Raw genomic sequence first — 22,933 nt, 5'->3', positions numbered from 1 at the left:
TACGCCGCATAGCCTGAAACAAGAACAAGGGACAGCCCGTCATGCGTGACACAGCTTACAACATCGATCCGTCGAGCATTTCCGCCGAGGAGTGGCAGGCGCGCTGCGACCTCGCCGCGCTGTACCGGCTGATCGCTCACTTCCGCTGGACCGATCACATCGACACCCATATTTCCGCGCGTGTGCCGGGCGAGCCGGGCCATTACCTGATCAACCGCTACGGCGTGCTGTTCCACGAAATGCGCGCCTCCGACCTGGTGAAGGTCGACCATGCAGGCGACGTCATTGACCCGCGCTTCGGCCCGAAAAGCGTCAATCGTGCCGGCTTCAACATCCATTCCGCGGTGCACGCCGCCCGCGAGGACGTGGCCTGCGTGATCCACACCCACACCGCCGCCGGCATCGCGGTGTCCGCCCAGGAAGACGGCCTGCTGCCGATCAGCCAGCACGCGCTGAAGTTCTACGACCGCCTGGGCTACCACGACTACGAAGGCATCGCCCTGGACCCGGACGAGCGCTCGCGCCTGGTCAACGACCTGGGCAGCCACATGGTGATGATCCTGCGCAACCACGGCCTGCTGGCCGCCGGGCGCTGCATCGCCGAGGCCTTCAACCAGATCTACTTCCTCGAACGCGCCTGCCAGGCGCAGGTCCAGGCCCTGGCTGGCGGTCGCCAGCTGCGTTACCCGCCGCACGCCGTGTGCGAGCGCGTCGCCGTGCAGGAAGAGGAAGCGCTGGTCGACGGCCTGCACCTGCTGGCCTGGGAGTCGGCGCTGCGCCTGATCGAGGACGGTGAGGCCGTCTATCGCAGCTGACCCTGTTATCGTGCCCGGTCCGCAGAGACCGGGCGCCTGCGTGCTTGAACCATCTGCCAACAACAAAGCCAAGAGGTGGAAATGAAAAACCCGATTCTGGGAGCCCTGCTCATGGGCGTGGCGTCCGGCGCCATGGCTGCTGACCTGACCGTGATCTCCTTCGGCGGTATCAGCAAGGACGTACAGACCGAAGCCTTCTACAAACCCTTCGAGAAGAAGGAAGGGATGAAGGTGATCGCCGGCGAGTACAACGGCGAAATGGGCAAGATCAAGGCCATGGTCGACACCGGCGGCGTCAACTGGGACGTCGTCCAGGTGGAAGGGCCGGAGCTGCTGCGCGGCTGCGAAGAAGGCCTGTTCGAACATCTGGACCCGGCGATCCTCGGCAAGGCCGAAGACTATGTGCCGGGCACTATCTCCGACTGCGGCGCCGGCCTGCTGGTCTGGTCGATGGCCATGGTCTACGACGGTAAACGCCTCGCCAACGGCCCGACCGGCTGGACGGATTTCTGGGATACGAAGAAATTCCCCGGCAAGCGCTCGCTGCGCAAGGGCGCCAAGTACACCCTGGAGATCGCCCTGCTGGCCGATGGCGTCAAAAAGGAAGACCTGTACAAGGAGCTGTCCACCAAGGAAGGCGTGGACCGCGCGTTCAGGAAGCTCGATGAGATCAAGCCGTCGATCCAGTGGTGGGAGTCCGGCGCGCAGCCGATGCAGTTCCTCGCCAGCGGCGACGTGGTCATGAGCACCGCCTACAACGGCCGCGCCTTCGCTGCGCAGGAAGAGGGCGTGCCGATGAAGGTGGTGTGGAACGGCAGCCTGTATGCCATCGACTCCTGGGCGATCCCCAAGGGCAGCCCGAACAAGAAGGCCGCCGAGGACTTCATCGCCTTCTCGCTGTCGCCCGAGCAGCAGAAGATCCATACCGTGAAGCTGGGCTACGGCTCGGTGAACCTGGGGACCACCAAGCTGATCGAGCCGAAGCTGGTGGAGCGCCTGAACACCGCACCGGCGAACCTGGAGCAGGCGGTGCCGGTGAACTTCGAGTTCTGGGTGGACCACGGCGAGGACCTGGAGCAGCGCTTCAACGCGTGGGCAGCGAAGGGCTGATCGGTATCGCCTGCATGACCGATTCATGAGTGCGGGAATCCGCTCCGTCGATGGCGTTGGCCGCGTAGGAGCGGACTCCGTCCGCGAACTGTTTACTCCGCTCCCGCCAATCAGGGAGACCGCCCTACGCTCCGGCACAGCGCCAAGGCATCACCTGTAGGAGCGAGCTTGCTCGCGAACAGGCTCCGTGCCGTCGTGCCGTGCCGTGCCGTTCGCGAGCAAGCTCGCTCCTACGAAAAGCCGGAACGTGCGGTGAATGGTGCGTAGGAGCAACTGTCTTCTCTGGATAGTACGTCGCTGCGTCTTCCCCCTCACCCCTGCCATGGTTGCGCGCCCCGCTCCTCAGGGAGAGGGGGCAGTCCGAGCCGACTGTCGCGAAGGTTTCATCCTGCACCGAACGGTCCCCTCTCCCCTTGGGAGAGGGCCAGGGTGAGGGATGGCCCAAGCGCAGAGGTATTTCGCAGGAGCGGACTCTGTCCGCGCTTTACGCGGCGCCGCTCCGGATAAACAGGCAGCGAGGCCAGCCCATCGCGGACGGAGTCCGCTCCTACGCGAGGGGTACGCCGGGGTTGGTCTGGGAACGTGTCTGATACGGTAAGATCCGGCGCTTTCCCAGCGTTCCATGCGGAGAACGATCCATGGAAGACCTCAACACCCTCTATTACTTCACCCAGGTGGTGGAGCAGGGTGGTTTCGCCGCTGCCGGCCGCGCGCTGGACATCCCCAAGTCCAAGCTCAGCCGGCGCATCGCCCAACTGGAGGAACGCCTCGGCGTTCGCTTGCTGCACCGCACCAGCCGGCACTGTTCGCTGACCGAGATCGGCCAGGAGTACTACCAGCGTTGCGTGGCCATGCGCATCGAGGCGGAAGGCGCTTCCGAGGTGATCGAGCGCAACCGCGCCGAGCCGCGCGGCCTGGTGCGGCTGGCCTGCCCGACGACGCTGCTCAATTCCTGGGTCGGGCCGATGCTCACCCGCTACCTGCTCAAGTACCCGCTGGTGGAACTGTTCATCGAGAGCACCAACCGCCGCGTCGACCTGCTCCACGAGGGCTTCGACATCGCCCTGCGGGTGCGCTTCCCGCCGCTGGAGAACACCGACATGGTGATGAAGGTACTGGGCAACAGCACCCAGTGCCTGGTGGGGCGCCCGGACTTCCTCGAGCGCATGGCCGGCGACAGCTCGCCCATGGGCTTCGGCCAGCTGCCCAGCCTGCACTGGGGCGGCATGCAGCGCGAGTACCAGTGGGAGCTGTTCAACGAGGAGGGCGAGCGCCTGCTCATCTCGCACAAGCCGCGCATGGTCACCGACGACCTGCTGGCCCTGCGCAACGCGGTGATCGCCGGCGTCGGCATCGCCCACGTGCCGCGTGTGGCGGTGCGCGAAGACCTGGCCGCCGGCAGGCTGGTCGAGCTGCTGCCGGGCTGGTCGCCCAAGTGCGGCATCGTCCACGCGATCTTCCCTTCGCGCCGTGGCCTGCTGCCCTCGGTGCGCACGCTGATCGACTTTCTTGCCGAGGAATTCAGCGCCAGCGACATGGCCTGAGGCTCAATGACTATCCGCGCTGGGCTGCGTGGGCGGGGCGATCTTCCTCATCAGCGGCACCAGCAGCAAGGTCACGGCGAAGCAGGCGCCCACCAGCAGGAAGGCATCGGCGAAGGTCAGCGTCTGCGCCTCGCGCCAGGTCAGGTCCCACAGGTGTTTCAGCGCCTGCTGCGAGGGTTCGCCATTGACCTCCAGCGACGGCGCCAGCCAGTGGTTGAGCGCTTCGTTGCCGCTGTTCAGGTGTTCGGCCAGGCGCAGGAAGTGCAGGTTGGCGCGGTCGTTGAGCACCGTGGCACAGGCGGCGATACCGATGGCGCCACCCAGGTTGCGCATCAGGTTGAACAGCCCGGAGGCGAGCTTCAGGCGTTCCGGCGGCAGCGAACCCAGTGCCAGCGTCACCGTGGGGGCGACGCAGAACTGCTGTGCCATGCCGCGCAGAGCCTGCGGGAACATCAGCTGCGCCGCGCCCCAGTCGTGGGTCAGCGGGGCGAACTCAACCATGGACAGGGTGAACATCAGCATGCCCAGCAGCAGGATCCAGCGCAGGTCGAAGCGCCGCGCGAGGGCGGCGTAGAGCGGGATGCTCATGATCTGGAAGATGCCCGTGGAGAAGATCGCCAGGCCGATGTCCAGCGCGCCGTAGCCGCGCACCCGGCCCAGGAACAGCGGGGTCAGGTAGATGGTGGCGAAAATGCCGATGCCGGTGACGAAGCTGAACAGGCAGCCGAGCGCGAAGTTGCGTTCCTTCAGGGCGCGCAGGTCGACGATGGGGTGCGCGGCGGTCAGGCTGCGGTAGATGAAGGCCACGCCGCACAGGCCGGAAATCCACGCGGTGGCGACAATGGTGTCGTCGCTGAACCAGTTCCAGCGCGGGCCTTCCTCCAGGGTGTATTCCAGGCAGCCGAGGAACAGCGCCATCAGCACCATCGCCGGGTAGTCGGCGCCCTTGAGCAGCGACAGGTCGGGCTTGTCGATGCGCACCATGACCGGCACCACGATGGCAACGAACAACCCCGGCACCAGGTTGATGTAGAACAGCCAGGGCCAGGAAGAAATATCGGTGATCCAGCCGCCGACCACCGGGCCGAGGGTCGGTGCGAGGGAGGCGATGGCGCCGATGGTGGCGGCGACAATCACCCGCTGCTTGCCGTCGAAGTAGAGGAAACCGGTGGTGAACACCATGGGGATCATCGAGCCGCCGAGAAAGCCCTGCAGCGCGCGGAAGGCGATCATGCTCTGGATATTCCAGGCCATGGCGCAAAGCAGGCTGGTGAGGGTGAAGCCCAGCGCCGAGGCGGCGAACAGCCAGCGCGTGGACAGCACCTTGGACAGCCAGCCCGACAGCGGGATGACGATGATCTCGGCGATCAGGTAGCTGGTTTGCACCCAGGCCAGTTCGTCGGCACCGGCGGAGAGGCCGCCGCCGATGTCGCGCAGCGAGGCGGAGACGATCTGGATGTCCAGCAGGGCGATGAACATGCCCAGGCACATGCAGGCGAAGGAGATCACCTTGCGGCCGGTGGACAGGCTCTCCACCGGCACCACCTCGCTGCTCCAGTGCTTTTCGATCCAGAGTTGGCTGCCGGAGCGGTTCACGGTTGGTTGCCCAGGGCGACGCGCTGGTCGGCGTCGCCCTGCTGGTGGGCGCGGGTGTCCACTTCCACCAGCACGGAAAGGCCGGGGCGCAGGTCGCCGAGGCGGCCGTCGGCGTCGTCCAGGTGCACGCGCACCGGCACGCGCTGGACGATCTTGGTGAAGTTGCCGGTGGCGTTCTCCGGCGGGAGGATGCTGAACTGCGCGCCGGTGGCGGGGGCGAGGCTGTCCAGGTGGCCGTGGAAGACCTTGCCGGGCAGGATGTCGGCCTCGATGGTCACCGCCTGGCCGGGCTGCATGCGCGCCAGTTGATCCTCCTTGAAATTGGCGTCCACCCACAGGCCTTGCGCGGGCACCACGGCGAGCAGCTGGGTGCCGGCGGCGACGTAGCTGCCGACCCGTGCGCGGCGGTTGCCGATGTAGCCGTCCACCGGGGCGCGCAGCTCGGTGTAGCTGAGGTCCAGACGCGCCAGGTCGCGGGCGGCGATGGCCTGCTCCAGCGCGGCCTGGGCCTGCTGTCGCTGGCTCTGGATCACATCGAGCTGGCGGCGGGCGGCGAGCAGGCTGGCGCGGGCCTTGTCGCTGTTGGCGCGGGCGGACTTGAAGCTGGCATCGGCACGTTGCGCAGCTTCCACGGAAACGGCGTTGGTCCGCACCAGGGTGGCGTAGCGGTGCTGGTCGTCGCGGGTGCGGACTTCTTCGGCGGCCGCCGCGTCGATTTCCGCCTGGCTCTGGCGAATCAGCGCATCCTGCAGCGAGGCCTGCGCAGCGACATGGGTCAGCGCCGCTTCCTCGGCGTGCACGGCGCCATCCGCCTTGGCCAGTGCGGCGCGGTAATCGCGATCATCGATGCGCGCTAGCAACTCGCCGGCATGCACCCGCTGGTTGTCGCTCACCTTCAACTCGGCGATATAGCCGGCCACGCGCGGACTGATCACCGTCACGTCACCGCCGACGTAGGCGTCGTCGGTCTTCTCCAGGAAGCGGCCGTCGAGCCACCAGTGCCCGGCATAGGCGGTCGCGCCGAGGATGGCGGTCGTGGCGATTGCCAGCTTCAGCGCCTTGCGGGATTTCGGTTTGGCCGTATCGACGGCGGGCGTGGCGGGGAGGGTGACGGGCTGGTTCATGGCGGCCTCGCTCAGGCGTGATCGGCTTGGGGGACTGTTGGCGGGAAGACGGGGACGAGCCGGCCGCCCTCGCGTCGGTGAATCTGGTGATGCGGGCCGATGGGTTCGCCGCTGTCGGCGTCCACCAGGGCGATGCGCACCGGTCGGCCGCTGCGGATGTCCACCAGCTCGGTGTCTCCGGCCATGCCGGCGTGGCGCTTGCCCCACTGCAGCAGGGTCAGCAGGACCGGGCGCAGGTCGCGGCCGCGCTCGGTGAGCAGGTAGTCGAAGCGCGGCGGATGGTCGTTGTACTGGCGGCGTTGCAGCAGGCCGCTGCCCACCAGGGCGCGCAGGCGGCGGGTGAGCACGTTGCTGGCGATGCCCAATCGTGCGAGGAACTGGTCGAAGCGGGTGGAGCCGTAGAAGGCTTCGCGCAGGATCAGCACGTTCCAGCTGTCACCGATCAGGTCCAGCGCCTGGGCCACGGGGCAGGGCAGGTGGTCGAAGCGGGTTCTGCGCATGACTGCACCTCTTTACATGAATATCGTCATCTAATGGGGCCGCCTTGTCTCGGGCCTGGCAGGGCGACAGGCAAGGTCTGGCTGGTAAGATTATGGTTGTAATTTAAATCGGTGACTTGCTTTGCGCAAGCGACTCATCGGGGGAGACATGGCGCAGGGGATGAACGGTGTGGCGGGTGAACGTCCGGCTGGCGCAATGGTTGCCCGATCCTGCGGAACTTGCCCGATGAAGTTCAGGGAAAGTTTGCGGGAAGTGCCGTCCGGATAACTCGGGAAGTGGCCGGGATAATTATCCGGGAAATGGTCTGGAACGGCTGTTCCATAACTTAGTTCCAGGCAAAAAAAGGCCGCCTGGGGAGGCGGCCAAACCAAAGGATGATGAAGTGGAGCAATCCTCCGGACGCTCTGGAGCGGGCATCCGGGACTCATGTGCTTCATCGGGGCGCAAGCTTAATGGCGGTAGAGGGAAATACTGAATCATTCGTCTCGATATCGACTATCGACAAGGCTGGTTGGAGAGCGAAGCGGGGGATTGTTATCTCTTCGCTCGCTCTGCCTATGGCGGGGAAACATAAGAAAGTTATCCAGGATTCAATCGATAAGCCTGCCAAGACAAGTCCAACAAAGGGGTAGCAGATGTCCGTTTTCCGTCTTTCAATGCTCGGTGCCATCGTCGCCGGCATTCCGTTCCAACTGGCGCATGCCGCCGCCGTTTCCGACCAGTCCGAAGCCACCGGCTTCATCGAAGGCAGCACCGCTTCGCTGCTGATGCGCAACTATTACTACAACAGCGACCGCAAGTCCGGTGCCGGCGACCGCAAGGACTGGACCCAGGGCTTCTCGCTGAACTACAGCTCCGGCTTCACCCAGGGCACCGTCGGTTTCGGCGTCGAGGCCTTCGGCAACTGGGGCATCCGCCTGGATGGCGGCGCCGGAACCTCCGGCACCGGCAACCTGCCGGTGCGCGACGATGGCTCGCCGGAAAGCGAATACGGCCGCGCTGGCGGCGCGGTGAAGCTACGTGTCTCGAAGACCGAACTGCGCTGGGGCGACCTGCAGCCCACCGCTCCGGTGTTCGCCGCGGGCGGCACGCGGCTGTTCCCGCAGACCGCCACCGGCTTCAACGTGCTCAGCAGCGAGATCGAGGGGCTGGACCTGGACGGCGGCCACTTCACCGGCGGCAACGGCCCGGTGACCACCAACGGCGACCATGGCATCTGGGCCTCCTACGCCAACGTCGAGGCCAGCAGCATCGACTACGTGGGCGGCAAGTACGCGGTCAACGACACGCTGAACTTCTCGCTCTATGCCTCCAAGCTCGAGGACGTGTGGCGCCAGTACTACGGCAACGCCAACTACACGTTGCCGCTGGCGGACGACCAGTCGCTGAACTTCGACTTCAACATCTACCGCACCAACGACGACGGCAGCGCCAAGGCCGGCGAGATCAGCAACACCACCTGGTCCGCCGCCGCCGCGTACACCTTCCTCACCGCCCACACGCTGACGCTGGCTTACCAGAAAGTGCATGGCGACACGCCGTTCGACTACGTGGCCTTTGGCGTCAACGGCCCCGGCGACACCGGTGACTCGATCTTCCTCGCCAACTCCATCCAGTACTCGGACTTCAACGGCCCGGAAGAGAAGTCCTGGCAGCTGCGCTATGACCTGGCGATGGCGACCTACGGCATACCCGGGCTGAGCTTCATGGCCCGCTACGTCAACGGCCACGGCATCGACGGCAGCAAGATGGCCGCCGACAGCCCCTACCGCGGCTACGGTTACGGCGATGACGGCAAGCACCACGAGACCAACCTGGAAGCCAAGTACGTGGTGCAGTCCGGGCCGGCGAAGGACCTGTCCTTCCGCCTGCGCGAGGCGATCCACCGCGGCAATGCCGACCAGGCCGAGGGCGACGTCAACGAGTTCCGCCTGATCGTGGATTACCCGCTGTCGATCCTGTAACGCCAGTGCAGCACCTTGCTGGGTGCTGCCCTGGGGGCTCTTCGTAGGAGCGAGCTTGCTCGCGAATGGATGACCCGGCCGCTCCAGCGCCAAGCGGTTCGCGAGCAAGCTCGCTCCTACAGGACCCGACGACCCGGTTCGCAGGGCGCATAACGCGCCGGCGTCATCCGCCCTGCGAGGGCTGTCTTCGGCGAGCCTGGCGTGCGGGCGGGGCGCTACAATCGGCGCTCCGTTCCCGTTCCGCGAGAAGAGTCGATGTCCGAAGAAGTGCGCCGCACGCAACTGATTGATGGCCCGGTGGGCAAGCTGCAATTGCTGATCGACCGGCCGGGTGTGCCGCCGCAGGGCATCGTGCTGATCAGCCATCCGCAGCCGCTGCTCGGCGGCAGCCCGAAACACCGTGTGCCGCTGACCCTTTCGCGCAAGCTCTGCGGCGCCGGCTGGCTGACGGTGCGGCCGAGCTTCCGCGGCGTGGATGGCAGCGAAGGCGAGTACGCCGAAGGCATCGGCGAGGCGCAGGACATGCTGGCGGTGATCGAGCATCTGCGCAGCGAGTATCCGGAGCTACCGCTGGCGCTGGTGGGCTTTTCCTTCGGCGCCTATGTGTTCGCCCGTGTTGCCAGCGAGCTGTCACCGGCGGCGGATGCGGTAGTGCTGATGGGCTTGCCGGTGGGGACGGTCCCCGGCGGTCGCGACTACCAGGCCCAGGCGGTGCCGGCCGATTGCCTGTTGCTGCACGGTGAAGCGGACGAAATGGCGCCGCTGGCCAACCTGCTGGACTGGGCGCGGCCGCAGCAGCGTGAAGTGCTGCTCTATACCGGCGCCGACCACTTCTTCAAGGGCTGCCTGGAACAGGCGGTGGAGAGGGTGATCCAGCACCTGCAGGGCGCGCTGTCCTAGGCAGGTTCAGAGGTCCTTCTTGATCTCCTTGTCCAGGTGCTTGTCTTCCTTGTGACGCTCCTTGTCGAGGTGGTCATCGGTCTTTTCCACCTCGTGCTTGTCGTGCTGGTAGCCCTTGTCGATCTCCTTGGCGTCGTGGTCGACGCCCTTGTCGATATCGCGATGCAGGTCGCGGACGTCCTTGGCGACATCGCCCTCGGCGTGGACGTACCCGGCCGAGGCGCCCAGGAGCAGGACGCAGGCGGCAAGCGTGAGCGTGACAGGTTGCATGGTGGCGACCTCCAGGGGGGACACGGGAAGTCGCAAGTCTAGTTCCTGATGGCGTGAGCGCTGTTCTCCGTGCGCAGGGCGTGCAGCGTCCAGAGGCCGCCGCAGAAGTCCACGGCGCCGAACAGCACCACTATGGGCTCGCACAGTTGCAGCAGGGCGAAGGCAGCGAAGCTGGCCAGTACCAGGGCGCGGGTATACACCGAGGCGAGGAACAGCGGCCGCGATTCGCTGCGGGCGGCGGCAAGGTAGTAGACGCCGATGTTGAAGGCCAGCACGCCGACGATCCGTATCCACACCTCCGACGTGGCAGCGATGTGGAACAGGCCGAGCAGCAGGTTGGGCACCAGCATCAGTGCCAGGCCCAGCAGCATCAGGTAGCAGCCGAACCAGTTGAGGGTGAGGGCGGGTCTGGACATCGATCGGAGTTCCTTGCAGAGGTTGGCGGGGCGCAGCGCCCCGCGATGGTCTGGGGGTCAGCGGGTGCCGCGTCGACGCAGGGCCGACGGGCTGAAGTACTCGCCGTCCGGCAGCGCCTGGGTGAAGTCGATGCTGGCCGGCTCTTCGTTGTCCAGGTTCATCGCCACGTAGCGGCGCGCCTGCAGGTCGTGGAAGACGTCGATTGAGGTCCAGGTGGTGGGCAGCTCGTAGTAGCTGCGCAGGTAGGCCATCGATACCCGCCACAGCTCGCCACGGCCGTCGTACTGGTCCACCTCGGCGGCGCCCCAGCTGTCCTCGTCGAGGAACAGCACGCGCTTGGAGTAGATATGCCGCGCGCCGGGCTTCAGCGTGCCTTCCACCACCCACACACGGTGCAGTTCATAGCGCGTGTACTGCGGGTTGAGGTGGTTGGGCGTGAGCAGGTCCTTGTACTTCACCTCGGCGCTGGCCAGGCGGAAGTTGTTGTAGGGGATGTAGATCTCCTTCTTGCCCAGCAGCTTCCAGTCGTAGCGATCCGGCGCGCCGTTGTACAGATCGGTGTCGTCGGCGGTGCGCAACCCGTCGGAGGAAGCGATGGGGGTGTCATACGCCAGGCTCGGCGCGCGCCGTACGCGGCGCTGGCCGGCGTTGTAGGCCCAGGCCTGGCGCGGCTCCTTCACCTGGTCCAGCGTCTCGTGCACCAGCGCGGCACTGCCAGCCAGGCGCGCCGGGCTCTTGGTGAAGGCGAGGAAGTAGAACATGCGGTTGCCCAGACCTTCGAAATTGCCACCGGGCTGGTAGTACTTGAACAGCGCTTCCTGCTGGGTGACCACCGGCGAGTAGTCGCCGTTGCGCTGCACGGCTGCCTCGGCAGAGCGGCGCACGATGAAGGTGCCACGGTATCGGGCGATGTGGTTCCACACCGCTTCCACGCCGCTCTGCGGAATCGGGAAGGGAATGCCGCCGAAGGCATCGACGAAGCCGTTGCCGTTCTCCGCCAGTTTGGCCGTGGTGGCGTTCTTCAAGGTGTTGTCGTAGACCCACTGCGGCGCCGAACCGCTGCGCCGGGTCGGGTAGACCGGAATCTGGAAGGTGTCCGGGTAGTTGTTGAACATCGCCAGCTGGCCCGGTGTGAGGTTGGCCTTGTACTGCTCCAGGTTGGCCTTGGTGATGGTGAACAGCGGTTTGTCCGCCGCGTAAGGGTCGATGGGGTGCTGGCCGGGCTTGAAGCCGGCCGGGGCCTGGGTGATGCCACCGGTCCAGGCGGGGATGGTGCCGGCGGCGTTGCCGGCCTTTTCCGCGCCCAGCGGGGTAAGAGTGGATTGCAGTCTGGCTGCGTCCTGCGGGGAAACCGCCGCCAGCGCACTGCCGGCGGACAGGGCCAGCGCAACGGCGCCGGCCAGGGTACGGATGTTGCCCATGGTGAATCTCCGCTCAGAAGGAGTACTTGACGTTGAAGCCGACGTTGTCGCGGTCGCGGGCGGCGTTTTCCTGCCCGGCGCCGTAGAACTCGGTGTACTGCAGCTCGGCCTCCAGGCTGTTCAGGTAGGTGGCCTTGAGGCCCAGGGTGTAGGCCTTGCGCCCGGCGATGAAGTTGCCGGCCTGCTGCGAGTTGCCGCTGAAGTCGTCCTTGTAGACGCCGTAGGGCGAGAGGTTGACCCCGGCGAACACGTCGTTCCAGGTACCGGTCAGCAGCAGGGTGGCGCCGTAGGCATTGCGGTTGACCTGGTCGCTGCGGTCGAAGCCGGAGACGTACGCGCCGTTGCTGCGGCCGGAGTAGTAGCGGGTGCTGCCGTCATAGGCGGTGTATTGCAGGCTGCTGCCGCGCAGTTGTTCGGCAGCCACCTCGAACACGCCCATGAAGGAGTCGAAGGACAGCGACGGGCCGAAGTTGTAGATCGTGCCCAGCGAGCTGTTGAAGGATTCCACGCGCTCGTAGTCGTGTACCGACCCGCCCAGGCCGACCATCTGCCCGCCGACATTGACCTTCTGCCCGTCGGCGATCTTGCCGGCCTGGGCGAGCATGTCGCCGAGCAGGTCGTTGGTGGTGGCCACACCGATGGGCAGGTTGGGCCGGTAGGCGATCTCGCCGAACAGCGAGGCGTCGCCCAGCGTGGTATTGAAGCTCAGGCCATACATGCGGATGTTCTCGACATACTCCCGGCGCGCGTTGGCCTGGTTGGCCATGTCCACCGCGGCGGCGGCGTTGATCAGGCCGAGCATCTGTCCACCGCTTTGCACCAGCGCGTCGTAGGACGGCGAGCCGACCAGCTGCGCGAGCTGGTCCATGTCCAGCCCGGCGTAGCTCTTGTTCAGGTCGGCATAGATCACCGGGTCCTTGGCGTGGTAGTTGACGAAGTAGAAGCCGAACTCGGTGGAGTTGAGCTGCTCGGCGATGTAGTGGAAGGCCACGCCGAACTGGCCGTCGTTCTTCGCGTTGATGTCCTGGCTGATGTGGCTGACCTTGAAGTAGCCGTTGCTGTCCAGGTAGTCGGTGCCCTGCAGGCCGGCGAAGTGGCTGGCCGAGAGCATCGGGTAGAGGCTCTGGAAGGTTGGGTCGGACAGCGCCTTCACCCGTGTGTAGCCGGTGTTGCCGCCGTCGGCGAAGAGGTCGGTTTCGGAGAAGAAGGTGCCGGCCTGGTCGAGGCGGGTTTCCTTCCAGTTCCACTGGTAGAAGGCGTCCATCGACAGGTTGTCGGTCAGGCCGACGTTGAAGCTGAGCGCTTCCACCGGCATCAGCACTTCCTTGAGCTCCGAGCCGGGCAGGCGGAATTTGGCGGCGTCCACCGGGTTGGTGGTGTTGATGCCGCCGCGGTAGAACACGCCTTCGCCCCAGTTGAAGACCTGGTTGCCCAGGCGTGCGCTCAGCGGATGGTCGGCGACGTCCCAGTTGCCGTAGAGGTAGGCGTCGAGGATTTCCGCGCGGTGCCCGGCGGTATCGCGGGTGGCGTCGGTGAAGTGGTCGTTGTGCGGGTAGCTCTGGCTGGGCTGCGGCGGCTCGTTGTGGTCGTAGTAGTCGTTGCGCTTGTCCATGATCTGCGTGTCGTAGAACGCCGAGCCGCGCATGAACAGACCGTAGTTCTGGTAGGTGGCCTCCAGGTCCGAGGTGATCTTGTACACCTCCGAGGCCAGCCCCGTGCTGAAGTTGCGGTTACCGTCGTTGCTGTTGACGTCGTTGTTGGTCTTGTCCTGACCTTGCACGCGCCACAGCGCGCCATAGGACACCGTGGTGTCCAGCGAACCGCTGAGCTGGTTGTCGAGGAAACTGAATTCGACGGCCTTCGACTGGCCGCTGAGCATCAGGGGTAAAACGCAGGCAAAGGCGGACCCGGTCTGCAAGCGACGCTTGCGGGATCTGGTGGTCATGTGAGGCTACTCCAACGACTGGTTCTTATTGTGTGTGTCATCAGATGGGGCCGCGTGGCGGCGCCCCTTCGGATAGTGCTCTGCGAAGGCAAACGGGCGTGTTGGGTTCACGCCGGGTGCGGCTCTCCGGTGGTGGGTGGCGCCCGCATTCAGCGGGCGAGGGAAGCTGGCGTGCCAAGCCGCCAACGCGTGCCGCGCAGCCGTGCCAGCGTCCAGCACAGCGTCGCCAGCATCAGCGTGAGGTGGTAGAGGTCCACTCGCGGGATACCCCGCCAGTCGCCTCGCCCGGCGATACCCAGACCGGCGAGGACAAACAGCAGGGCGCCGGCGATTGCCAGCGGCCAGCGCTGCGAGCGGCCGGGCCAGGCGATGGCGATCAGCGCCAGCAGGTTGCCGGCCAGCGCGAGGTTGTCCGGCAACCAGAGCATCAGCGCGGCGAGGGCGGCGAGCAGCAGATGGCGGGTCGCGCCGTGCAGGCTGCCGATGGCGATCAGCAGCAGGCTGATGCGCCCAGAGATGCCCGTCATGGTCTGGTGCGCTGGTCGCGCCGTCTCCAGGCCGCCATAGACCAGTGCGCCGAGCAACGCAGTGAAGGCGATCAGGGCGAATCCGGCCACGCGCCAGCCATGCCCGTTCTTCAGGCTGTCCGCCGCTGCCCAGACGCTCGCGGCGCACAGCAACAGTTCGCAGAGCACGCTGGAATTCATCTCAGACCTCCAGCGATTGCGGCTGGCGCAGCGAGCGCAGCAGCATGCCGAACAGGGTCAGTGTCGCGGCGAAGAACAGTGCTACTGCCCAGGCCACCGGCAGGCCCCATTGCAGGTGGCCGATGGCCGCCGGAATCGCCAGCGAGCACAGCCACAGCAACTGCCAGCGGCCATTGCCGGGAGCACCCTCGAGGCTGCGGCCCAGTACCCACAGCGAGGCGATGATCCACAGCGCACCGACTACCTTCCAGGCCAGCGGCAGCTGGTAGGCGAAGGCCAGGAAGCCCATGCCCAGTACCATCAGCAGGAGCATCTGCAGCAGGCAGTAGAAGGCCGTGGCAGCGGAAATGCGCGGGCGATAGATACGGAACGCGCTGATGTCATGGGGTGGTTTCGGATCGAGCCGCTCGGCGGCCGCCGGGCGCCAGCCGGGGCGGGCGAACCAGACGCGAACTTTGTCCCCCAAACTATCGGCCAGGCGGGCATCGGCGAGCAGGTCACGGTACTTGTGGAGGTTCGCCTTGAGCGGGTCGAAGGTTTTCAGCTGGCCGTGGATGCCATAGACGATCGGCTCCTCCGACTCCGGACGCTCCTTGGCGAAGGTGCCGAACAGGTGGTCCCAGAGCATCAATACGCCGCCGTAGTTGCGGTCCACGCAGTAGGCGTTCTGGCCGTGGTGCACGCGGTGGTTGGACGGCGAGGCGAAGCACTGGTCGAACCAGCCGAGGCTGCCGATGTGGCGGGTGTGAATCCAGAACTGGTAACCGAGGATCACCGCGCCGGCGACGATGAACACGGTCGGCGGAATGCCGATCAGCGCCAGCGGCCAGTAGAAGAACCAGTTGGTGAGGAAGCCCGTGCTGGTCTGCCGCAGCGCCGTGGAGTAGTTGAATTCCTCGCTGGAGTGGTGCACCACGTGGGACGCCCAGACCAGGTTGACCTCATGGCCCATGCGGTGGTGCCAGTAGTAGCAGAAGTCGTAGCCGAGCAGGCCGATGACCCAGACCCACCAGTGCGAGGTGGAGAGGTCGAACAACGCCAGGTACTGGTAGGCCAGCAGGTAGACGCCGAAGTTCAGGGCGCGTACGAACAGGTTGACCACCTGGCCGCTGAGCCCCAGCGAGGCGCTGGACAGGCTGTCGGAAAGAGCGAAGGTCTGGCGCCGCCGCCAGAAGCTCCAGAGCAGTTCGACCAGCAGCAGCACAAGGAATGCCGGCACGGCGTAGACGATCATGTTGGGCATGTTTCTGCCTCCTTTTTTTGTTGCACGGAGGCTAACGCGATGCGCCAGGGCGGGCGTGATGCAGGGCGCCAGTGCGCATGTCGCGCGACGTCAATCGGTGGCGCATTCGATTGGGTGATGGCGCCCCATAGCCGCCAGGACCGACCCTGCCTGTAGGAGCGAGCTTGCTCGCGAACCTGCACGGTACGGAGCTATGCGGTTCGCGAGCAAGCTCGCTCCTACAACGGCCCCGGCATCGGAGGTCAGGCGCTGCGCAGGGTCTTGCGGAAGTCTGCCGGGGAGATGCCGCGCGACTGGCGGAAGGCGTGGCTGAAGGCGCTGGCCTGGGAGACGCCGAGCATCAGGGCGATTTCCATGACGCTGGAGTCGGTACGCCGCAGGTAATGGTCGGCCAGTTCCATGCGCAGCGCATCTCGGGTGGCGTAGATCGGTGGCGCACTCGGCTGGGTGATGGTGCTTCATGGACGCCAGGAACGACCTTACCTGTAGGAGCGAGCTTGCTCGCGAACAAGACCGGACCTTACGCGGACATTTCGGGGGAATGCGGTTCGCGAGCAAGCNNGCTCCTACAACGGCCCCGGCACCGGAGGTCAGCCGGCGCGCAGGGTCTTGCGGAAGTCTGCCGGGGAGATGCCGCGCGACTGGCGGAAGGCATGGCTGAAGGCGCTGGCCTGGGAGAAGCCGAGCATCAGGGCGATTTCCATGACGCTGGAATCGGTACGCCGCAGGTAATGGTCGGCCAGTTCCATGCGCAGCGCATGTCGGGTGGTGTAGACCGGTGGCGCATTCGGCTGGGTGATGGCGCGCCATGGACGCCAGGAACGGCATTACCTGTAGGAGCGAGCTTGCTCGCGAACAAGACCGGGCCTGACGCGGACATTTCGGGGGGATGCGGTTCGCGAGCAAGCNNNCTCCTACAACGGCCCCGGCACTGGAGGTCAGCCGGCGCGCAGGGTCTTGCGGAAGTCTGCCGGGGAGATGCCGCGCGACTGGCGGAAGGCGTGGCTGAAGGCGCTGGCCTGGGAGAAGCCGAGCATCAGGGCGATTTCCATGACGCTGGAGTCGGTACGCCGCAGGTAATGGTCGGCCAGTTCCATGCGCATGGTCTCCAGCACCTGGGAGAAACTTTCGCCTTCGGCGGCCAGCTTGCGCTGCAGGGTGCGCGGCGACATGGCCAGTTCGCTGGCCAGCCCGTCCAGGCTGACTTCGCCGCCGGGCATGTGCTCGATCAGCAGCGCCCGTAGCCGCCCGATCACCGAGAGCGGCGCGTAGGAACGGCCCAGCTGCAGGTCCGCTTCCAGCAGCAGGCTCTTGTGGGTGCGCGGGTCGGCGCCCTGGATGCGTGCAGCGAGCATCGCCTCGGGGAATACCAGCGCGTTGCGCGGGGCGTTGAACTGCACGGGGCAGCCGAAGAAGTCGTCGTAGAGTGCGGCGTCGCCCTGCGCGGCATGAATCATCTGCACTTCCAGCAGCGGTGCGCTGCTGCCGATCAGCCAGCGGCCGAAAGCCGTCCAGCCCGCCAGCACGGCGTCCTGCTGGCAGGCGCAGTAGGGTTCCAGCTCGGTGATGCGCTGGTCTTCCAGCAGTACCCGGCCGTCCCCGATGACGATATGCGTCTGGCTCGACGGGCTGTCGAAGACGATCTTGCCGAAGCGCCGGATCATGCTCATGGACTCGCCCAGCGTGGCGCTGGTCATCGACACCGCCCCCAGCACGCCGTAGCTGCCGGGGCGTACCGCTGCGCCGACCAACAGGCCGAAGTGCGGCAGGCCGCTCATGCGCACCGCCAGCTCCAGCAGGGCCCGCAGCTGGTGCATGGGGATGCGCAGGATCGGGTCGGCGAGGCGCTCGCGCTGCAGGCCGATTTCGTTCAGCAGCAGTTCGCCGTCACAGCCGTATTGCTCGGCGGTGTTCAGCACGTGGTTGACGAAGGCGGCGCTGGCGGTGGCGGGGTGCATGGCGTGTGGGGCGATCCGGTGGTCCGGTTAGGGAGCGGGTGCAATCTAGCAAGTCGGGCGCCGCCGAGGCCAGCGGCGTCCGTCGGTACGCTCAGACGCGGCCGCTGACCGGAATCCCGGCGCCGGTGATGGCGGCAGCCGCATCGCCGAGCAGGAAGAGAATCACCCCCGCCAGCTGTTCGGCCGTGACCCAGCGGCTGAAGTCCGCCTCCGGCATGGCGGCGCGGTTCTGCGGCGTGTCGATGATGCTCGGCAGCACCGCGTTGACCGTGACGCCCTGGTCCTTGAGCTTTTCGGCGAGGCTTTCGGTCAGGCGCAGCACGCCGGCCTTGGAGGCGGCGTAGGCGCCCATGCCGAAGCCGGCCCGGCTGGCCGCGCCGGCGCCCAGGTTGACGATGCGCCCGGCGGCGGACTGGCGAATCAGCGGCAGCAGCGCCTGGCAGGCACAAAGGGCTGTGCGCAGGTTGAGGGTGTAGAGGCGGTCCCAGCACTCGACATCGCCTTCGGCCAGGGTCTGCCAGGCAAAGCCACCGGCGACGTTCACCAGCGCGTCGAGCCGGCCGAAGCGTTCGTCGATCTGGCGTGCAGCGGCCTGGGCATCGGCCAGCGAGGCGAGGTCGATACCGGTCAGCAGCAGGGCGCCGTCGGGAGTGTGGAAGTCCGCGGGCGGCGCTTCGGCCCGGTCGATCAGCACAAGCTGTGCGCCGGCTTCGGCGGCCTGGATGGCCAGCGCCGCACCGAGGTTGCCGAAGGCTCCGGTGATGGCGATGACGCGTTGGGAAAGCGATGAAGGCATGATGAATGGCGCTCGGTGGTTGGCGTTCTGGTAGGTATGCTGCGAACGCTAATCACCCTGCCGCCGCGCGGCATGTTCTTGCGCGCCAGTTTGGATGCGCCAGCGCGCCATCTGCATGACCGCCGGGTTCAGGCCAGACCGCGCAGGTAATCCCAGGGATAGATCCCGCGGTCATGGCCGTCGTCGAACACCAGTTGCACGCCGTAGCCCTGCAGGTTCAGCTGTTGCAGGGCTACGCCGGCCTTCACCAGCTCGATCCGACCTTGCAGCCGCGCTGCCCGGCATTGCGAGCAGGGGCAGGCGCCGCGCAGGCGGGTGAAGGCAATGCACTGCTCGACGCCGTCGTCCCAGCGGATGCGCAGTTCGCCGTCTGCGCTGGAGCGATGCAGCGCGACCGGCGTGTTCATGTCGACTGGCCCAACTGATTCAGGGCGATGCGCACGGCCTTGCGGACTTCCGGATCGCCGTCCTGCTCGGCGTTGCGCAGTGCCTCGATGGCATCGCCGCTGCCCAGTTCGCCCAGGGCCAGCGCGGCTTCCTTGCGCAGGTTGCTGATGCCGTGGCCGAGCACGACCTTCAATCCCTCCAGCGCCGGCAGGTAGCGCAGCTTGCCCAGCGAACGGGCGGCGCGCAGGCGGACCTGCCAGAAGTCGTCTTCCAGTGCCTGCACCAGCGCTTCGCCGGCTTCGGGCAGCGCGAGTTTGCCGAGGGTGCCGGCGGCTTCCTCGCGCACCTGCCAGGCCGGGTCGGCCAGGGCGGCCTGCAAGGCCGGCAGCACGCTGGCGTCGATGGCCAGGCCAAGGGCGCCGGCGGCGGCGCGGCGGACTTCGGCGTCCGGGTCGTCGCGGGTCAGGCGCGCCAGGTGCGGCAGCGCGTCGGTGCGCTTGAGCCAGCCGAGGATGCCCACGGCTTCGCGGCGCACGCCGGCGTCGGAGTCCGCCAGCGCAGTGAGCGCCGGTTCCGCAGCGGCTTCCAGGCGCAGTTCGCGCAAGGCGCGCAGGGCGCTGCGGCGGACGAAGATATCGCTGTGCGCCGCCCAGGGCAGCAGGCGCGCGCCGGCCTCGGCGGTCTTCAGCTCGCTGAGGCTCTGGGCGGCGGCTTCGCGCACGTCCTCGTCGCGGTCGGCCAGGGCTTGGCAGAGCGCGTCCACCACGTCGGGCTCTTCCCAGGCTTCCAGCAGGCGTGCGGCTTCGGCACGCACGCTGGCGGCGTCGTCATGGGTCAGCGCGTGGGCGAGCCAGGGGAGGCCGTCAGGGTCTTCCAGATCGGCCAGTTCGATCAGGGCGATGCGGCGCACGCCGGCATCGGCGTCCTGCAGGCGCGGTTGCAGGTCGAGGATGTCAGGATTATCGGTAGTCAGGCTGAAGTCGGTCATATGGCGAATCGCGGTATCCGTTGTGGAGTGGGCAGCCCCAGCGGCGTGAGGCGTGGCAGCTGGCGGCCGTCTTCGTGGCGCAGCAGTTCCAGGCAGTGGCGCTTGAGACGGGAGAATTCCGGGCTGGTGAGCAGGTCGGCGTGGCGCGGGCGCGGGAAGTCGAGGCGGATGTCTTCGAGGATGCGCCCGGGGCGCGGGCTCATGACCAGGATGCGGTCGGCAAGGAACAGCGCCTCGTCGATGTCGTGGGTGATGAACAGCACGCTGGTGCGCAGGCGCGTCCAGATATCCAGCAGCAGCTCCTGCATCATCATCCGCGTCTGCGCGTCGAGGGCGCCGAAGGGTTCGTCCATCAGCAGCAGGCGCGGCTGGTTGATCAGTACGCGGGCGATTTCCACGCGTTGCTGCATGCCGCCGGAGAGCTGCGACGGCCAGCGATTGGCGAAGCCGTTGAGGCCGACCAGCTGGAGCATTTCATCCGCCTGGCGATGGCGTTCCGCGCGGGGCACGCCGCGCATCTTCAGGCCGAAGGCGACGTTGTCGCGCACGCGCCGCCAGGGCAGCAGGGTGTGGTGCTGGAACACCATGCCGCGCTCGGGAGACGGGCCTGCAACAGGACCACCGTCCACTTCCAGTTTGCCGGCGCTGGGCGTCAGGTGGCCGGCAAGGGCGCCGAGCAGGGTGGACTTGCCGCAGCCGGACGGGCCGAGCACGCAGACGAATTCGCCGGGCTCGATGGAGAAGCTCAGGGACTGCACGGCCTCGAAGGCATCGCGGCCGTTGCCGAGGTGGATCGACAGGCCGTCGACGCGCACGCGCCCCGGTGCGCTGGCGGGCAAGGTCATGGCTTGCCTCCGGCCTGGCGCTGCCAGGGTGTGACGAGGCTGCCGAGCCGGCGCACCAGCAGGCTGCTGGCCATGCCGAGCACGCCGATCAGCAGCATGCCGACGACGATGTCGGGGTAGTTCTGCAAGGTATAGGACTCCCAGGTGTAGTAGCCGATGCCCCATTGGCCGGAGATCATCTCGGCAGTGACCAGGCAGAACCACGAGGTGCCCATGCCGATGGCCAGGCCGGTGACAATGCTCGGTGCGGCACCCGGCAGCACCACTTCGCGCAGCAACGCCAGGCGGCCGGCGCCGAGGCTGCGGGCGGAGGCGAGCAGGCGCGGGTCGACCGCTTCCACACCGTGGATGGTGTTGAGCAGGATGGGGAACAGCGCGCCGGTGAAGGTGATGAAGATCATCGACAGCTCGGAGCTGGGGAACATCAGGATCGCCAGCGGAATCCACGCCACCGCCGGGATCGGTCGCAGCACTTCCAGCGGCGGCAGCAGGCTGTCGCGGGCCCAGCGGCCGCAACCGATGAGCAGCCCGAGGAGAATGCCGGCGAAGGCCGCCAGCAGGTAGCCGGCGAGTACCCGCAGCAGGCTGCTGCCCAGGTGGCGACCGAGCTTGCTCGATTGCGCGAGGTTCCAGGCCGCTTCCAGCACGTCACGCGGGCCGGGCACGTTGGCGAAGGTGACCACGCCGAGGTTCACGTGGCTCGCACTGAGCACCTGCCAGAGCACGAGGCAGACCAGCAGCGAGGCCAGGCGCAGGCTCCAGCGGGTGAGGGTGGTGGTGTTCATCATCGTCCTCCGTCGAGCCCCGGTGCGCGCGGCACCGGGGCTGTACCTCAGCGGCTGGCGACCGCCTGCTGGCTGGCAGCCGCGAAGTCGGCGACTTCCCCGCCGTGCTGGCGGGCGAAGGCGTCGGCCTGTTCGCGCAGCAGGAAGGCATCCAGCGCGCCATCCTTGCCCCGCACGAACCAGGCCTGCCCGGCGAGCAGCTTGATGCCGCTGTCGCTGGCCTGGGCGTACACCGCGCGGATGTCCTTGCCCTGTTGCTTGAGTTCGGCCAGTTGGCCGAGCGCTTCCCGGGCGGTCGCGTAGCTGCGCACCTTCGGCTCGCCGCGAACCCAGATCTGCGCGACCTTGCGGGTATCGCTGATCGGCTTGTCGGTCAGCGCATCGTTGCCCAGCAGCGGCTGCTGCGCGTAGTTCTTCAGCGCGGCGTCGTAGTCGGCGCCGGAAGCCTTGAAGGCGGCGCGGATGTAGCGGTCGTCGACGAACTGCTCGACGTTCAGCCCGCGGTCGGCCTTCTTCAGCAGCTTCAGGGTGTCGATGGCGGTGGCGACGGCCTGGCGGTATTCCGGCTTCCAGGTCAGGTCGCGGGTCTGCAGGCCGAGCGGGCCGTGGAACAGGTAGTTCACCTCGGCGGGGATGCCGGCGACCTTCTCGATCAGCTCGCTGTACTTCTCCGGGTCTTTCGCCAGCAGCTGGTTGGCTTCATAGGTGGCGCGCAGGTAGGCCTCGACGATTTCCGGGTACTGCTGCGCGTAGTCGGCTTCCACCAGCGCACCGTGGAAGGTCGGCGCCTTGGCCTGGGAGCCGTCGTAGATCTTGCGGGCGATGCCACGGCTCTCGAACAGCTCGGCGAAGGGCACGAAGTCGGCGTGGGCGGCGATCTTGTTGGCCTGCAGCGCGGAGCCGGCGACTTCCGGCGGCTGCGCGATGATGGTGACGTCCTTCTCCGGGTCCCAACCCTGCGCGGCGATGGCGCGCAGCAGCAGGCCGTGGGCGGTGGAGGCGAAGGGCACGGAGATGGTCTGGCCCTTGAGTTCGGCCAGCGACTGCACCTTGGAGGACGCGGGCACGACGATGCCGTTGCCGCTGCCCTCGGTGCTGCCCGAGAGCACACTGATGAACAGGCTGCGCTTGCCGGCCGCTTCGTGGGCGACGCCGTTGAGCGAACCGGGGAAGTCGGCCATGGCGCCGAAGTCGAGCTTGCCGGCGACCATCTCGTTGGTCAGCGGCGCGCCGCTGGTGAAGTTCTTCCACTGCACGTCGTATTGCGCGTCCTGGTACTTGCCGTCGTGGGGCAGGTACTTGTCGAGCAGGCCGAGTTCGCGGATCAGCAGGCCGCCGGCGGCGCAGTTGATGGTGGTGTCCTGGGTGCCGATGGCGACGCGGATGGTCTCGCCGTGGGCGGTGATACTGGCAATGGCGAGCGCGAGGCCGGCCAGGGTAGTGCGCAAGGTCATGGGTGTTCCCCTCGAATCATGAGTGTTGGAATCGTCTCCGCCGCAGGCCTTGCGGTGGGAAACGAGGGGCGGTGCATCAGGCGTCCGGCGGTGGGGCCGGATGGCGTTTCCAGTGGTCGGTGTGTTGTCGGCGTTGCCCGGTGTTCACCTGTAGGAGCGGGCC

The 22,933-nt window shown here is 66.8% G+C and carries 23 protein-coding genes; 5 read left to right on the top strand and 18 right to left on the bottom strand.

Annotated elements, in window-relative coordinates; genetic code table 11:
- The first annotated feature begins 41 nt into the window (after window positions 1-41).
- From UB43_RS00550 to UB43_RS00540, 3 genes are all read left to right on the top strand, one after another.
- Complete coding sequence (locus UB43_RS00550) at window positions 42-815, top strand: class II aldolase/adducin family protein (protein ID WP_045207365.1); 774 nt, start codon at window positions 42-44, stop codon at window positions 813-815.
- Between the two features lie 81 nt (window positions 816-896).
- Window positions 897-1,925: an ABC transporter substrate-binding protein gene (locus tag UB43_RS00545; RefSeq protein WP_045207362.1), complete on the top strand. Its 1,029-nt coding sequence runs from the start codon at window positions 897-899 to the stop codon at window positions 1,923-1,925.
- 638 nt (window positions 1,926-2,563) lie between these two features.
- Entirely contained in the window at window positions 2,564-3,469 is a 906-nt protein-coding gene (locus UB43_RS00540; protein ID WP_045207361.1) for a LysR substrate-binding domain-containing protein, read from the top strand.
- 3 nt (window positions 3,470-3,472) lie between these two features.
- Here the strand turns inward: UB43_RS00540 and UB43_RS00535 are convergent, their stop codons facing one another.
- The 3 genes from UB43_RS00535 to UB43_RS00525 all read right to left on the bottom strand — a co-directional run bounded on the left by UB43_RS00535 (window position 3,473) and on the right by UB43_RS00525 (window position 6,689).
- Window positions 3,473-4,960 (bottom strand): DHA2 family efflux MFS transporter permease subunit, encoded by a 1,488-nt coding sequence (locus tag UB43_RS00535; protein ID WP_256204886.1) that lies wholly within the window; start codon window positions 4,958-4,960, stop codon window positions 3,473-3,475.
- Between the two features lie 101 nt (window positions 4,961-5,061).
- Window positions 5,062-6,189 (bottom strand): HlyD family secretion protein, encoded by a 1,128-nt coding sequence (locus UB43_RS00530; protein WP_045207360.1) that lies wholly within the window; start codon window positions 6,187-6,189, stop codon window positions 5,062-5,064.
- Between the two features lie 11 nt (window positions 6,190-6,200).
- Window positions 6,201-6,689, bottom strand: coding sequence for a helix-turn-helix domain-containing protein (locus tag UB43_RS00525; RefSeq protein WP_045207359.1), 489 nt, complete (start codon window positions 6,687-6,689; stop codon window positions 6,201-6,203).
- A 636-nt stretch (window positions 6,690-7,325) separates the two neighbouring features.
- On the opposite strand from UB43_RS00525, the gene UB43_RS00520 reads away from it, so the two are divergent.
- Both UB43_RS00520 and UB43_RS00515 read left to right on the top strand, forming a co-directional pair.
- Window positions 7,326-8,654, top strand: a complete 1,329-nt coding sequence (locus tag UB43_RS00520; protein WP_045207358.1) for an OprD family porin — start codon at window positions 7,326-7,328, stop codon at window positions 8,652-8,654.
- Between the two features lie 255 nt (window positions 8,655-8,909).
- Window positions 8,910-9,554 (top strand): alpha/beta hydrolase, encoded by a 645-nt coding sequence (locus UB43_RS00515; RefSeq protein WP_045207356.1) that lies wholly within the window; start codon window positions 8,910-8,912, stop codon window positions 9,552-9,554.
- 6 nt (window positions 9,555-9,560) lie between these two features.
- Here UB43_RS00515 and UB43_RS00510 read toward each other — a convergent pair whose 3' ends face one another.
- The 15 genes from UB43_RS00510 to UB43_RS00450 form a co-directional block, all read right to left on the bottom strand.
- Window positions 9,561-9,824: a hypothetical protein gene (locus UB43_RS00510; RefSeq protein ID WP_045208809.1), complete on the bottom strand. Its 264-nt coding sequence runs from the start codon at window positions 9,822-9,824 to the stop codon at window positions 9,561-9,563.
- Between the two features lie 38 nt (window positions 9,825-9,862).
- Complete coding sequence (locus tag UB43_RS00505) at window positions 9,863-10,240, bottom strand: hypothetical protein (RefSeq protein WP_045207353.1); 378 nt, start codon at window positions 10,238-10,240, stop codon at window positions 9,863-9,865.
- 57 nt (window positions 10,241-10,297) lie between these two features.
- Window positions 10,298-11,662, bottom strand: a complete 1,365-nt coding sequence (locus tag UB43_RS00500) for a DUF1329 domain-containing protein (RefSeq protein WP_045207350.1) — start codon at window positions 11,660-11,662, stop codon at window positions 10,298-10,300.
- Window positions 11,663-11,675: 13 nt separating this feature from the next.
- Window positions 11,676-13,607 (bottom strand): DUF1302 domain-containing protein, encoded by a 1,932-nt coding sequence (locus UB43_RS00495; RefSeq protein WP_045207347.1) that lies wholly within the window; start codon window positions 13,605-13,607, stop codon window positions 11,676-11,678.
- Window positions 13,608-13,756: 149 nt separating this feature from the next.
- Window positions 13,757-14,314 carry a hypothetical protein gene (locus tag UB43_RS00490; RefSeq protein WP_045207345.1) on the bottom strand — a complete coding sequence of 186 codons (558 nt, stop codon included), beginning with the start codon at window positions 14,312-14,314 and terminating at the stop codon, window positions 13,757-13,759.
- Between the two features lies 1 nt (window position 14,315).
- Window positions 14,316-15,557, bottom strand: a complete 1,242-nt coding sequence (locus UB43_RS00485; protein WP_045207343.1) for a sterol desaturase family protein — start codon at window positions 15,555-15,557, stop codon at window positions 14,316-14,318.
- Window positions 15,558-15,799: 242 nt separating this feature from the next.
- Entirely contained in the window at window positions 15,800-15,985 is a 186-nt protein-coding gene (locus UB43_RS28955) for a helix-turn-helix domain-containing protein (RefSeq protein ID WP_256204885.1), read from the bottom strand.
- 162 nt (window positions 15,986-16,147) lie between these two features.
- Complete coding sequence (locus tag UB43_RS28950) at window positions 16,148-16,357, bottom strand: helix-turn-helix domain-containing protein (protein WP_256204884.1); 210 nt, start codon at window positions 16,355-16,357, stop codon at window positions 16,148-16,150.
- A gap of 138 nt (window positions 16,358-16,495) precedes the next feature.
- Entirely contained in the window at window positions 16,496-17,515 is a 1,020-nt protein-coding gene (locus UB43_RS00480; RefSeq protein ID WP_045207341.1) for an AraC family transcriptional regulator, read from the bottom strand.
- Window positions 17,516-17,606: 91 nt separating this feature from the next.
- Window positions 17,607-18,311, bottom strand: a complete 705-nt coding sequence (locus UB43_RS00475) for an SDR family NAD(P)-dependent oxidoreductase (RefSeq protein WP_045207339.1) — start codon at window positions 18,309-18,311, stop codon at window positions 17,607-17,609.
- 128 nt (window positions 18,312-18,439) lie between these two features.
- On the bottom strand, window positions 18,440-18,718 hold the full coding sequence (locus tag UB43_RS00470) for a gamma-butyrobetaine hydroxylase-like domain-containing protein (protein ID WP_045207338.1): 279 nt from the start codon (window positions 18,716-18,718) through the stop codon (window positions 18,440-18,442).
- The gene (locus UB43_RS00465; protein WP_045207336.1) at window positions 18,715-19,686 is read right to left on the bottom strand and encodes a HEAT repeat domain-containing protein; all 972 of its coding nucleotides are present in this window, start codon (window positions 19,684-19,686) and stop codon (window positions 18,715-18,717) included. The genes UB43_RS00470 and UB43_RS00465 overlap by 4 nt, the downstream gene beginning before the upstream one ends.
- Complete coding sequence (locus tag UB43_RS00460; RefSeq protein WP_045207334.1) at window positions 19,683-20,531, bottom strand: ABC transporter ATP-binding protein; 849 nt, start codon at window positions 20,529-20,531, stop codon at window positions 19,683-19,685. Before UB43_RS00460 ends, UB43_RS00465 begins: the two co-directional genes overlap by 4 nt.
- Entirely contained in the window at window positions 20,528-21,316 is a 789-nt protein-coding gene (locus UB43_RS00455) for an ABC transporter permease (protein ID WP_045207333.1), read from the bottom strand. Before UB43_RS00455 ends, UB43_RS00460 begins: the two co-directional genes overlap by 4 nt.
- A gap of 47 nt (window positions 21,317-21,363) precedes the next feature.
- Window positions 21,364-22,770 (bottom strand): ABC transporter substrate-binding protein, encoded by a 1,407-nt coding sequence (locus tag UB43_RS00450; protein WP_045207332.1) that lies wholly within the window; start codon window positions 22,768-22,770, stop codon window positions 21,364-21,366.
- Window positions 22,771-22,933 lie beyond the last annotated feature (163 nt).

The sequence above is a fragment of the Pseudomonas sp. 21 genome (genome assembly GCF_000955805.1).
Classification (GTDB): domain Bacteria; phylum Pseudomonadota; class Gammaproteobacteria; order Pseudomonadales; family Pseudomonadaceae; genus Pseudomonas.
This window is presented reverse-complemented; position numbering and strand designations above follow the sequence as displayed.